Source organism: Glycomyces buryatensis, from assembly GCF_004912275.1.
Classification (GTDB): domain Bacteria; phylum Actinomycetota; class Actinomycetes; order Mycobacteriales; family Micromonosporaceae; genus Glycomyces; species Glycomyces buryatensis.
The window spans coordinates 23,893-36,709 of sequence record NZ_STGY01000029.1 but is presented as its reverse complement, the minus strand read 5'-3'; the positions used below and the strand labels follow the sequence as shown (position 1 = coordinate 36,709).

Genomic DNA, 12,817 nt, shown 5'->3' with positions numbered 1-12,817 from the left:
CCCGGCGCCAAGAGTCTGTGACGAACGCCGCGCGCTCTGCGAGGGCCCTCGCTGAGATAGGGTCACGCCATGACTGTTGCGACGATTCCCGCCCCGGCGTTCGCGATCGAGACGTACCGGCTCGACAACGGGTTGCGGGTGGTCCTGGCGCCCGATCCCGGTGCGCCGGTGGTCGGGGTGGCGGTGGTGTACGACGTGGGCATGCGGAGCGAGCCCGAGGGCCGCACCGGTTTCGCCCACCTGTTCGAGCACATGATGTTCCAGGGCTCGCACAATGTCGGCAAGGCCGAGCACATGCGGCACGTCCAGTCGGCGGGCGGGACCTTCAACGGCTCCACCCACATCGACTACACCGACTACTTCAACCTGCTGCCCTCCAACGGGCTCGAGCTGGCGCTGTTCCTGGAGTCGGACCGGATGCGGGGCCCGGCGATCACCGAGGAGAACCTCGAGAACCAGGTCTCGGTCGTCAAGGAGGAGATTCGGGTCAATGTCCTGAACCGCCCCTACGGCGGCTTCCCCTGGCTCAAGCTCCCGCCGGTCATGTTCGACACCTTCCCCAACGCGCACGACGGCTACGGCTCCTTCGGCGACCTCGAGGCGGCCACGGTCGCCGACGCGCAGGCATTCTTCGACGCCTTCTATCCGGCCTCGAACGCGGTGCTCTCGGTCGCCGGGGACTTCCAGCTCGACACCGCCCGCGAACTGGTCCAGCGCCACTTCGGTGACGTGGAGTCCCGGCCCGCGCCGGTGCTCCCGTCGTTCAACGAGCCGGACCTCGACGGCGAACGCCGCGAATCCTATGCGGATGAAAGGGCGACGCTCCCGGCCGTCGCGATGGCCTGGCGCACCCCCGACCCGGTCACCGAGATGGACGAGTTCCTGCCGTACGTCGTCCTCGGCGAGCTGCTCACCGACGGCGACGCCTCCCGGCTGGTCGAGCGCCTGGTCCACCAGGACCGCACCGCCACCGCCGTGGCCGCTCACGCCACCTTCATGGCCGAGCCCTTCGCGTCCCGCGGCCCGACCGCGCTGCTCATACAGGCGTTCCTGCCACCGGCCACCGACGTCGACGGCCTCCTGGCCACCGTGGACGCCGAGCTCGCCCGCGTGGCCGAAGGCGTCGACGAAGCCGAGCTCGACCGGGTCAAGGCCCGCGTCGCGGCCCAGCTCCTGCGCGGCGACGACTCCGTCATGGGACGCTCGCGCCGCCTCGCCACCGCCGAGATCTTCCACGGCGACGCCCGCGTCGCCACCCGCTTCGCGGCCCTGCTCGGCGAGGTCACCGCCGAATCCGTGGCCGGTGCGGCGGCGTCGATGACGCCGCAGCGCCGCGCCATCCTCGAAGTCGTCCCGGGAGGCGAACAATGAGCGACCCGATCACCAAGACCGTGCCCGGCCTCGCACCCGAGGTCCCGTTGAGCCTGCCGACGCCGATCCGGCAGTCGCTCCCCAACGGACTCCAGGTGAACCTGGTCCGCCGCCCCGGCGTCCCGCTCGCCGAGATCCGCCTGTCGATCCCGGCCGCCCACGCCGACCTCGCCGCCGCCGACCTGCTGGCCTCGGCCCTGTTCTCCGGCACCGAGAACGCCTCGATGACCGAGATCGCCCAGCGGCTCCAGACCGTCGGGGGCGCTCTCGGCGCCGGCTCCGACCCCGACCGGATCGCCGTGTCCGGCAACAGCCTCGCCACCGGACTGCCCGAACTCCTCGGCATCCTCGGCGAGCTGCTGACCGCCGCCGACTATCCCGACGGACCGCTCGAAGTCGAACGCTCCCGCATGATCGACAGCCTCTCCGTCGCCGAGCAGCAGCCCGACTTCCTCGTCTCGCGCGCCCTCGACGCCCGCCTGTGGGGCGACCACCCCTACGGCCACCAGCAGCCCGGCGCCGACGAGGTCGCCGCCGTCACCCGCCAGGCCGTGCAGGCACTGCACGCCTCCCGGATCCACCCCGCCGGCGCCCGCCTCGTCATCGTCGGCGACATCGACCCCGACGCCGCCTGGGCCGCCGTCGAGAAGTACCTCTCCGCCTGGAACGGTGCCGGAGAACCGCGCACCATGGAATCCCTGCCGGACCTGCGGCCCGGCCCGATCGTCCTGGTCGACCGGCCCGACTCGGTCCAGTCCGCCCTGCGCGTCGCCTACCCCGCCATCGACCGCAGCCACCCCGACAACGCCGCCCAACACCTGGCCAACCTCATCTACGGCGGCTACTTCACCTCCCGCCTGGTGATGAACCTGCGCGAGTCCAAGGGCTACGGCTACTCGCCGAGATCCCACGTGGACCACAACCCGGCTGGCTCCTTCCAGCTCACCGCCGTCGACGTCGCCACCGAGGTCACCGCCCCCGCCCTCGCAGAGCTGTACGCCGAACTGCGCGGCATGGCCGACAATCCGCCGAGCCAGGACGAGCTCGACCTCGCCCGCCGCTACGCGCTCGGGTCGATCAAGCTCGCCACCGCCACCCAGTCCGGCGTCGCCAACTACATCTCCGCGCTGGCCGCCGCCGGCCTGCCGCTGTCGTGGCTGGCCGAGCACTCCGAGCGGCTGCGTTCGGTCACACCCGAGGACATCAAGCGAGTCGCGGGCGAGCGGATGAGCCCCGAGAGGGCGGTCACCGTCATCCTCGGCGACGGCGCCGAGATCAGGGACTCGCTCGCCGAGGTCGGCGCCATCGAGGCGCGATGAACCACCCGCCGTTGGCGATCGACGTGCTCGATCGCTGCGCCGAGCACCGAAGCGACCCCGACTGGCTCGACGCGGCCTGGCCGCGCGCGCAGATCGTCGTCTGCGACCCCGATGCCGACCGCATCGACGCCGATTCCGCCGGACTCCACTACTGGGACGCCGAAACCGCTCCCGAGGGCGAGCGGATCTACCTCGGCGGCGAGGAACCGGCGGTGTTCGCCGTCATCGCTCCCGTCCCCGACGGCCTGCCGACCCGCTGGATCGGCGGCGCGTGGGACGAGCGGGACCTGGCGATCGCGGTCGAGGCCATCGGGGTCATGCACTGGCGCAACGCGTATCGGTTCCATCCGGCGACCGGTGAACCGCTGCGGGCCCGCGCGGCCGGGTGGGAACTGGCCGCCGACTCGGGCCGTCCCGTCTTCCCGCGCACCGACCCCGCCGTCATCGTCCTCATCGACGACGGCGCCGACAAGGCGCTGCTGGCCCAGCACCAGCGCTGGGCCGGCCCGAAGTCCTCGTCCCAGCCGGGCTCCACCCGGCGCGGCCGCTACGCCTGTATCGCCGGGTTCGTAGAGCCGGGCGAGTCGGCCGAGGCCGCGGTCCACCGCGAAGTCTCGGAGGAGATCGGGTTCAAGCTCGACCGGCTCGAATACGTCTCCAGCCAGCCCTGGCCCTACCCGCGTTCGCTCATGCTCGCCTACCGGGCCACCGCCGACCCGTCCCAGGAGCTGGTGCTCCAGGCCGACGAGATCGCCGACGCCCGCTGGTTCACCCGCGAAGAGGTCCGCGAGATGTGGGTCGACACCGAGGAAGAGATCCCCAGTGCCATCAAGATCTCGATCGCGCGCTTCCTGATCGGGACGTGGCTCGACGAGTCCTAGGGGTTCTCGAACACCCCTGGAACGCCGAGTCAGACCTTCGAGACGACCGGTTCGGCATTGTCCTCATCGATCTCGCGCTTGGACGCCACGGCCCGCTGCGCCGTGAACACCCCGGCGATGACGACGAGTCCGCCGATGATCTGCGGCACCGTCAGCGACTCGCCGAGCAGCGCCCACGCCGCCAGTGCGGCCACGACGACTTCGGAGTACCCGAGCGCCCCTGCGACCGGCGCCGACAGGAACCGCAGCCCGGTCAGCCCGGTCGCATAGGCGACGGCCGTGGACAACACGAGCAGGACCAGGCTCACCGCGGCGACGGTGTCGATGCCGCCGAGCTTGACCGGCTCGTTCAGGGCCGCGAAGTCCATCGCCCACGGGGCGGCCAAGGGCGCCAACGCGATCGCACCCGTGGTGAAGCCGATGGCGAGCAGGACGCGCACGTCGACCTTGGCGGTCAGCTTCTCGCCCGCGAGGAAGTAGGTGGCCTGGCAGGCCGCGGCGGCCGAGCCGGCCAGCAGCCCGATCGCGTCGAGGCGCAGGCCGGTCCAGACCTCCACCACGATGCACAGTCCGACGATCGACAGCAGCGTCCCGATGACGGCGGCTCGCGGCAGCGGATTGCGGCGCACGAAGCGGACCCAGGCGACGACCACGATGGGGCCCATGAACTCCAGGAGCAGGGCGATGCCGACGGGCAGGCGCTCGACGGCGATGAAGTAGAAGGCCTGGACGCCGGCGATCGCGGTGAGGCCGAACAGGGCGAGCGCCCCGAGCGGGAGCTTCAAGCCGTCCTTGCGGGCCCGGTAGAGCGGGAGAAACGCGGCCGCGACGGCGAAGAGGCCGACGCCGACGATGCGCAGCCACGTCACCTGGATGGGGGAGAGGCCCGCCTGGATGATCGTCTTGCCGAAAGGTCCGCAGACCCCGAAGAAGACCGACGCGAGCAGAATGAGCATGACGCCGAAGGCGGCGCGGGGCGAGGTCATATGGCCTCCAACAGGGTCCAGGCAGGTGGGCGGCTAGCGGCCGGCCGGGGATGAGCCCGCCGGGAGCCAGTCGATGCTGTTGTGGGGCGGAGACCTGCGCGCTTTGTGAAGGGTAGGAAAAAGGCCCGGGACGGATCCATCCCGGGCCTGAAATGCTTGGCTGCCACCCCTCGAAGCAGCCAAGCAAGCTTGATGACTCAACTATAGGACATCGTACCGGCTCTGTGTCCTAAACGTGACCATAGTCTCGGCATGTGGCACACGTCAAGCCGCGAGCTTGGCTTTTACTTGTCCCAGAGAGGGATTGGTCAGCGCCGAACCGTCACTGAATCGCAATGTCGGGACGGTCTGGTTCCCGCCGTTGACGCCCATGACCCACTCTGCGGCCGCCGGGTCCTGCTCGATATTGACCTCGCTGTACTCGATCCCATCGCGATCGAGCAGCGTCTTGAGCCGCTTGCAGTAGCCGCACCAGGTGGTGCTGTACATGGTGACCATGAAACCTCCTCCGTACATCGAGATTAACGCTCGCCTTGCCTCCGGCATTCCGCCCAGACCGCCGCCGCGGTGTATCCGCCATTACATTTTTCGAATGAGCATCAGCGATGCGCCGCAAGCGAGGTGCGTCACCCGCCCAGGCCCGGCGGCGCGGACGGCAGCAGAGCTGTCACAGCCTTCTGCCACACTGGCGGGGTGACTTCGCGCGACCGGGAACTCGACGAACTGCTTGCCGAACTCGACCCTGAGCAGCGCCAGGCGGTGACCGCCGACCCCGGACCGGTCTGCATCCTCGCCGGCGCCGGAACCGGCAAGACCCGAGCGGTCACCCACCGCATCGCCTGGCGCGTCAACCGCGGCGACATGCGCGGCCAGCACGTCACGGCCGTCACCTTCACCGCCCGCGCGGCGGGGGAGATGCGCGACCGCCTACGGGGACTCGGCGTCTCGGGCGTCAACGCCCGCACCTTTCACTCCGCCGCACTGCGCCAACTGCGCTACTTCGGGACGCGCCGCTTCGGCGGCCAACTGCCCGAACTGGCGGGCTCGACGCTCAAGTTCATCGGCATCGCCGCCGCCCGCGCCGGACTCCAGACCACCCGCAATAAGAACTTCGACCTCGCCACCGAGATCGAATGGGCCGCATCCTCACTCATCGGCCCCGACGACTACGTCGGCGCCATCGCCAAGATCGGCCGCGACGCCCCCGCCGCCCCCGAGGACGTCGCCAAGGTCTACGCCGCCTACGTCGAGTCCAAGCGCCGCGCCGGCGTCATGGACTTCGCCGACGTGCTCGCCCACACCGCCGACATGATCACCGAGGACGAGGCCACCGCCGACCGCATCCGCAGCCAGTACCGCTTCTTCGTCGTCGACGAGTACCAGGACGTCACCCCCCTCCAGCAGCGCCTGCTCGACGCCTGGATGGGCGACCGCAACGACATCACCGTCGTCGGCGACGCCAGCCAGACCATCTACTCCTTCACCGGCGCCACCTCGAAGTACCTGCTCGACTTCACCCGCCGCCACCGGGACGCCTCGCTCGTCCGGCTCGTCCGCGACTACCGCTCCACCCCGCAGGTCGTCGGCCTGGCCAACCAGATCATCGCCGAATCCAAGGGCCGCGAGGCCGCCATGCGGCTCGAACTCATCGGCCAGCGGCCCTCCGGCCCCGACGTCTTCGCCGAGACCTACGCCGACGAAGCCGAGGAGGCCGATATGGTCGCCCGGCGCTGCTCCCAACTCATCTCCTCCGGCCTCAGCGCCTCCGAGATCGCGGTCCTGTACCGCACCAACGCCCAGTCCCAGGCATATGAGGAGGCCCTTGCCAACTACGGCGTCCCGACCGTCGTCACCGGCGCCGCCCGCTTCTACGACCGCCCCGAGGTGCGCCAGGCGATCGTCGCCCTGCGCTCGGCCGTCAAGACCGACATCGGTGAGATGCCCCTGGCCGAGGCCGTCCCGGCCGCACTCGAAGCGGTCGGCTGGCGCCCGGACGCAGCGCCTTCCGGTGGGGCCCAACGCGAAGCGTACGAAGCCGTGACCGCGCTGGCGGGCCTCGCGGTGCAGTTCACCGAGCAGCGTGAAGCGAACAACGAGAACGACTCGGACCCGACGCTGGAGGAGTTCTGCGCCGAGCTGGGCCGCCGGGCCTCCGAGCAGCACGCGCCCGCCGTCGAGGGCGTGACCCTCGCCAGCCTGCACGCGGCCAAGGGCCTGGAGTGGGACGCGGTGTTCCTGGTCGGCCTGGCCGACGGCACGCTTCCGACCACGTTCGCCCGCACCGATGCCGCGCAGGAGGAAGAGCGCCGGCTCCTGTACGTCGGCATCACCCGCGCCCGCGAGCGACTTCAGCTGTCGTACGGCCTGGCGCGCAACCCCGGCGGGCGGGAGCGCAAACTCTGTCGCTTCCTCGCCCCGCTCGGTCTGGGCGGCTTCCCCCGCATGCCCGACCCGAAGACCCCGGCCGTGCGCCAGAAGTCCAAGAAGGCCGCGAAGGTTCTCGACTGCACCGGCTGCGGCAAGCCCCTGACCGACGCCCGCGACCGCAAGCTGGGTCATTGCTCCGATTGTCCAGCCACAATGGATGAAGAACTGTTCGAGCGCATGCGAGAGTGGAGAGTCCGTGTGGCCAAGGAGGACGGCAAGCCGGCCTTCACCGTCTTCACGGATGTGACCTTGATCGCCATCGCGGAGCAAAGTCCGACATCCGACACGCAATTGGCCGCGCTCCACGGCATCGGCAAGTCCAAGTTGGACAAGTACGGTCCGGCGGTGTTGTGCCTGGTCAAGGGCGGATCGGTCGAGGAGGCCGTCGCGATCTCTCAAGGAGTGGACTGATGGCCCCGGGCGGGGGCAAGAAATTTCTTTTACGAACCGCTATAAAAGGCGTTGCGTTCCCGGAGCCATCCGGCGTAGCGTTGCCGGTGCCGGATTGAGGTCTGTACCTCAAACACCGGCACGAGGAGATGCAAGTACCGAAATGGCGACCACTGATCTCGGAAGGAGGGACTGACGATGTTGCCGAACATTCTTAACGAAGACACCACGATTGACTCGAAGAGCATCGTGGCGTATCTGCAGCTAGCGCCCGTCCCCGCTTCGATCAGTGGCATCACTCTGCCCGCAACCGTCGAACCCACGGTCGCTGGCATGACGAATGTCAATAACACGGATATGGGCGCCGTCGCGCTCGTTGACCGTCGTTGGACCGGTGGCTCTACTGCCGGCCAGACCGGTTGGTTCCAGCCGGCAGTCAGCGCTAAGCGTCACGGAGTCACCCGCGGGAGACCGCCTCGAGAACCTCAAAAGGGCTTATAGAAGCCCGATTGTCTCTCTCGAGGCCGCGAATCCCGCATAGGGATCGCGGCCATTTTTTATGGCAAAAACCTGGTCGCGGCCCACCCACACAGCACACAGCACGAACACGAGACAGATTGCGAAGCAATTGAGTCCTCAGCAAACACGGATGCGACCAGCAACGATGCCGAACGAGATGAGAGAGGAGAGCGAGTTCATGACTGACACCCTCATCGGACCTGAGCTGCGCGAACAGGCCGCCGAGATTGGCGGCGACCTGGCTTGCCGCGAGTACGACGCGGACCTGTGGTTCTCGGAGTCCCCCACCGAGCTCGAATTCGCCAAGTCCCTGTGCACCGACTGCCCCGTGCGGGTGGCGTGCCTGGCCGGCGCCCTGGAGCGCCACGAGCCCTGGGGTGTCTGGGGCGGCGAGATCTTCGAGAAGGGCAATGTCGTTGCCCGCAAGCGGCCGCGTGGACGGCCCCGCAAGGACGCCGCGGTGATCGAGCAGGCCGCGCAGGCCGAGCTCGACGCGCGGACCAAGGAACTGGCGCTCGCGGGGGTGAAGGTGTCATGACGGTTGATTACCTGAGCCGCCACCTCAAGAGTGACGTCGGTGTCCAAGACCTCGAACTCCCGATCCGGGAGGTCGAGGTGAGCCGACCGGTGAGTTCGGCGAATCTGCTGTTCGGCCGCGTAGGACGAATCCGGATGCGCAGTCTCTGGAAGGAAGCGGGGCACTCGCGGCTTTGACGCCGTTGACCTCGCGTTGGCTGAAGGGGCTCATCCTGAAAGGGATGGGCCCCTTTCGTTTTGCCCGTCTCATTTAGTTTTGCAAGGAAGTGCGGGGGCTCACCCCGCGGTCGGGTGTGTCGCGCATGACGACCCCCCATTCTCAACGGTGCCTTGGAGGTACGACGATTGCGGTGCGGTGCGGTGCGGTGCGGTGCGGTGTCAGGCGGTGGGGTGGTCGCCTTCGATCGCTCCCGGGTCGGCGAAGCCGGGGAGCCATTCCTCCAGAATGTCCCTCCACCTTGCCTTCGCGCCGAGTTGACACAGGACTCCTATCGAGCCCATGGTCACCCGGTGAATGAGGAGGTACGACGGCGGGAAGCTCAGCTGCTTGCCGAACTTGTAGGCCTCGGACTTCTGATTCGTCAGCCGAGTGCTCTCCCCGCGCAGCCACTCGCGCGAGAACCGGAACTCCTCGCTCCCCAACGGCGCCAGCATGGGCCGCAGGAATTCGAGCATCGCCGGGGCGTCGACGATCAGGTCCTGCGGCACGAATCCCTCGCCGCGCAGACCCTCCACGACCTCCTCGGCCTTGCCCTCGAGAGTCAGCTTCGTCAAGCGCCCCACCTGGAACGGCATTCCACCCGGCATCCGCGCGGCCGCCCCGAAGTCGTACACGATGAGCCGGCCGTCGTCGGCGAGCGCGAAGTTCCCCGGGTGCGGGTCGGCGTGCAGCATCCCGGCCCGCTTCGGGGCCGAGAAGTGCAGCGTGGTGAGCAGCAGCCCGGCCCGATCGCGCTCTTCCTCACTGCCCTCGGAGATGACCGTCGCCAATGGAGTCCCGGTGACCCACTCTGTGATCAGGACCTCGGGGCTCGCGTGCACCACCTCGGGCACCCGGATCTGCTCGTCGCCCCGAAAGGCGTCGGCGAACTTGCGCTGGGCGTCGGCCTCCAGCTCGTAGTCGAGCTCTTCGAGCAGCCGCTCCCGCAGCTCCACGGTGATGCGCTTGACGTCGAAGTTCGGCTGCAACACCTTGAACATCGGGGCCATCCGCGACAGGTGTCGCAGGTCCGTGCGCAGGGCGTCGCCGGCCCCGGGGTACTGGATCTTGACGGCGACCTCGCGGCCGTCCTCCCAGATCGCACGGTGGACCTGACCGATGCTCGCCGCCGCGGCCGGGGTGTCGTCGAATTCGGAGAATCGATCGCGCCAGTCCGCGCCCATCTGGCGCTCGAGCACGCCGTGGACGCTGGCCGCCGGCAGGGGAGGGGCCGAGTTCTGGAGCTTGGTCAGCGCCTGCCGATAGGGAGCGGCCAGGTGCTCCGGCAGCGCGGCCTCGAAGATCGAGAGGGCCTGCCCCAGCTTCATCGCCCCGCCCTTGAGCTGGCCGAGGACGCTGAAGACGTGTTCCGCGGTGCGCCGCTGCGCCTGCTCGCCGAGGATCTCGTCGGCCAGCCCGGTGACGCGCTTGCCCAGGCCGACGGTCGCGCGCCCGGCCAGCCCCAAAGGGAGGGACGCGAGCTTCATGCCACGGCTGAAGGCGCGGCGAGGGAGGTCGTCGCCTGAATGGGAGGGTCCATGCCTGTCGCTCACGTTCCCAATGCTCTCACGCCGAACCCACCATCCGCCCGCCGAGAAGCCGACACGTCGTGCTTTCTGTACTCGCCGTACATGAAACCGGTCCCGTGTCTGTATCGAAGCGGGAGAAATCGGCCAGGCGTGGCGGCCCGGCAAACACACGCCTGGCGGAGCCGGGGGGCAGGTGGGCGGGGGTGCACGGCGACGTGCGGCGGTTTCACGCCTGGCCCCCGCGTGGGTGAAGCGGCGCGCCCTGGCTTACACGCGTGAAATTTGTGGCATTCTGAGGCCAGGCGGTCGCACAGAGTGATCGCGCTCAGCAAGGGGGAGATCCAGTGGCTCAAGCTACCGAGACCTACAACGGCTATTGCGTCAAGTGCCGCGAGAAGCGTGACTTCGAGGGCCACGTGGTCGTGTCCGATTCGGGCCGGCGGATGGCCAAGGGGACGTGCCCGGTCTGCGGCACCAAGATGAACCGGATCCTCGGCAAGGCTTCGTGATCGCGGGCGAATGGCCCGGCCCCCTCGTCTAGTCCCAGATGATGGGAATTGACGAGGGGATTTTCTTGCCATTTACACTTCTACCGACATAATCGCGACTTTCGTGTTATGCGAATGTCACCCCCACGGATTAATGTGCGTTCATGGCGCGCAAAGTCCATCCCCCCGTTGAAGTGCGGCGCTCAACAAAGCGTCGTGCCACCGTGGCGGCCTACGAAGAACGTGGCCGCGTGGTCGTGATGATTCCCGATGCCTTCTCCGAACGAGAAGAACGCGAGTGGATCGACCACATGCTGGAAAAGCTCCAGAAGAAAGAGGCCCGCAGCGTGCGTGCGAGCGACGCAGCGCTACGGACCAGGGCCGTCAGGCTCGCTCGGCGCTACTACCCCGAATACCCCAATTGCGCCGATCCCGTCAGTGTCAAGTGGGTCGAGAACCAGCATCGGCGCTGGGGTTCGTGCACTCCCGCCGACGGCACCATCCGGATCTCGCGGCGGCTCACCATGATGCCGTCCTGGGTGCTCGACTACGTCCTGCTCCACGAACTGGCCCACCTGGTCCACGCCGATCACTCCCGGCCGTTCTGGGACCTGGTCAGCCGCTACTCCAAGGCAGAGCGGGCCCGCGGCTACCTCGAAGGCATCGCGGACGTCGAGAACGAGGTCGTCTAGGGCCTACCTCGCACTTCGGGACACACGGCGAGCGACCGGCCCAAGGAGGTGCGTGAGAACCCCCAGCCCGGTCGCGATTGTCGTCGAGCCTGATTCGGGCTACGGCTTGTCCTTGTCGGCTTCGCCCTCGTCGCCTTCGTCGCCCTCGTCCTCTTCCGGAGGGCGCGGGTCGTTGACCGCGAGCTGGTCGAACATGGACATGTCCAAGTCGCCCATGGCCTCGGAAACCGTCACGAAGCCTTCAGGGTGCTCAAGATCGGACGCACCCGGCATCAGGTCCGGGTGGGCCCACACGCCCTCGCGTCCCTCGATGCCGCGGGCCTCGCCCAGCGACTTCCAGAGCCGCGTCGCCGCGCGGACCTTCGTCGGGTCCAGCTGGAGACCCACGAGCGCCTCGAACGTCTGCTCCGCCGGACCGCCGGACGCCCGGCGCCGGCGCGCCGATTCCAGCAGCCGGTCGATCGTCGGCAGCCGTCCGTCGGCCGCCTCGGCCACCACCACGTTGATCCAGCCGGTCACCAGAGCGAGGGTCGTCGCCAGCCGCGCCAGCGCCGCCTTCTGCTGCTCGGTGTCCTCGGGCTTGAAGACCTCGGAGAGGTCCATCGTGGCCGCGGCCTCGGGGTCGGTCGGGTCGATCTCCGACATGGCCTCTTCGATCGCAGACTCGTCGATGCGGATCTCGCGGGCATAGGCGTCGAGCGCTCCGAGCAGATGCGAACGCAGCCAAGGGGCGTGCGTGTACAGCTGGTGCGTGGCGGCCTCGCGCAGCGCCACGAACAACCGCACCTCTTCCACCGGGAGCTCCAGGCCCTCGGCGTAAGCGGCGACATTGTTCGGCAGCAGCGCGGCCACGCCCGTCTTGCCCAGCGGCAGACCGACATCCGTAGAAGAGAGGACCTCGCCGGCCAGCTTGGCCAGCGCCTGTCCCATCTGCGCGCCGAAGAGTGCCGAGCCGACGCCCTTCATGAGGTCGGCCATCGGGCCGAGCATCCCGGACATCTCCTCGGGGACCAGCGTCTGCATCGCCTCGCCCATTTGCCCGGCGAGCGGCTCCGCGAGCTGCTTCCAAGAGGCCTCGGTCTGGTCGATCCACTGCTTGCGGGTCCACGCGTCGGTGGCCGTGACTCCGCTCGGCCAGGCGGTCGCGGCGTCGAGCCACAGGTCGGCGAGGCGCACCGCTTCGGAGACCGCGGCCTGGTCGGCCGGGCCCACGGTGTTCTCGGAGGCCAACTCTGACTCGGCCAGTTGCTTGGCCAGCTGCCAGTTGACCGGACCGGACGACAGCGATTGCGCCATCATCTGTTGCAGCTGCTGCATCATCTGCTGCACCCGCGGATCGTTCGGGTCGGGCAGGTCGCCGCCCAGATTGCCGAAGCCGAATGGAATGTCGGAGCCCATGGGCCAACCGTACGTCAGACGGGGCCTGGAAAACCATGGCCTGGCGATCTGAACCGCCCGTTTACGCTCACGGCCGAACGT

Annotated in this window: 11 protein-coding genes; 7 read left to right on the top strand and 4 right to left on the bottom strand. The window is 68.6% G+C overall.

The annotated features are described in order from the left end of the window. The first annotated feature begins 69 nt into the window (after positions 1–69). Genes FAB82_RS07685 through nudC form a run of 3 tightly spaced genes read left to right on the top strand, consistent with a single transcriptional unit; the run spans position 70 to position 3,571 of the window. Positions 70–1,371, top strand: coding sequence for a M16 family metallopeptidase (locus FAB82_RS07685; RefSeq protein ID WP_136533961.1), 1,302 nt, complete (start codon positions 70–72; stop codon positions 1,369–1,371). Further along, positions 1,368–2,690 (top strand): M16 family metallopeptidase, encoded by a 1,323-nt coding sequence (locus FAB82_RS07680; RefSeq protein WP_136533960.1) that lies wholly within the window; start codon positions 1,368–1,370, stop codon positions 2,688–2,690. Before FAB82_RS07685 ends, FAB82_RS07680 begins: the two co-directional genes overlap by 4 nt. Further along, entirely contained in the window at positions 2,687–3,571 is an 885-nt protein-coding gene (gene nudC, locus FAB82_RS07675; RefSeq protein WP_136533959.1) for an NAD(+) diphosphatase, read from the top strand. Before FAB82_RS07680 ends, nudC begins: the two co-directional genes overlap by 4 nt. A 29-nt stretch (positions 3,572–3,600) precedes the next feature. On the opposite strand, the gene FAB82_RS07670 is transcribed toward nudC, so the two are convergent. Together FAB82_RS07670 and FAB82_RS07665 are read right to left on the bottom strand one after the other, a co-directional pair. Continuing rightward, positions 3,601–4,557, bottom strand: a complete 957-nt coding sequence (locus tag FAB82_RS07670; protein ID WP_136533958.1) for an EamA family transporter — start codon at positions 4,555–4,557, stop codon at positions 3,601–3,603. Between the two features lie 264 nt (positions 4,558–4,821). Next, a complete protein-coding gene (locus tag FAB82_RS07665; RefSeq protein ID WP_136533957.1) occupies positions 4,822–5,055 on the bottom strand; it encodes a mycoredoxin in 234 nt (77 codons plus the stop codon). A 195-nt stretch (positions 5,056–5,250) separates the two neighbouring features. Between FAB82_RS07665 and FAB82_RS07660 the strand changes: the two genes are divergently transcribed. Together FAB82_RS07660 and FAB82_RS28340 are read left to right on the top strand one after the other, a co-directional pair. After that, on the top strand, positions 5,251–7,395 hold the full coding sequence (locus FAB82_RS07660; protein ID WP_211116440.1) for an ATP-dependent DNA helicase UvrD2: 2,145 nt from the start codon (positions 5,251–5,253) through the stop codon (positions 7,393–7,395). A gap of 676 nt (positions 7,396–8,071) precedes the next feature. After that, positions 8,072–8,431, top strand: coding sequence for a WhiB family transcriptional regulator (locus FAB82_RS28340; protein ID WP_136533956.1), 360 nt, complete (start codon positions 8,072–8,074; stop codon positions 8,429–8,431). Positions 8,432–8,808: 377 nt separating this feature from the next. Here the strand turns inward: FAB82_RS28340 and FAB82_RS07650 are convergent, their stop codons facing one another. Further along, positions 8,809–10,116, bottom strand: a complete 1,308-nt coding sequence (locus tag FAB82_RS07650) for an ABC1 kinase family protein (RefSeq protein ID WP_136534043.1) — start codon at positions 10,114–10,116, stop codon at positions 8,809–8,811. 386 nt (positions 10,117–10,502) lie between these two features. On the opposite strand from FAB82_RS07650, the gene FAB82_RS26945 reads away from it, so the two are divergent. After that, the gene (locus tag FAB82_RS26945) at positions 10,503–10,667 is read left to right on the top strand and encodes a DUF5679 domain-containing protein (protein ID WP_168801475.1); all 165 of its coding nucleotides are present in this window, start codon (positions 10,503–10,505) and stop codon (positions 10,665–10,667) included. 143 nt (positions 10,668–10,810) lie between these two features. After that, positions 10,811–11,338, top strand: coding sequence for a M48 metallopeptidase family protein (locus FAB82_RS07645; protein WP_136533955.1), 528 nt, complete (start codon positions 10,811–10,813; stop codon positions 11,336–11,338). A 99-nt stretch (positions 11,339–11,437) separates the two neighbouring features. Here FAB82_RS07645 and FAB82_RS07640 read toward each other — a convergent pair whose 3' ends face one another. Continuing rightward, a complete protein-coding gene (locus FAB82_RS07640; RefSeq protein ID WP_136533954.1) occupies positions 11,438–12,736 on the bottom strand; it encodes a zinc-dependent metalloprotease in 1,299 nt (432 codons plus the stop codon). Between the last annotated feature and the right edge of the window lie 81 nt (positions 12,737–12,817).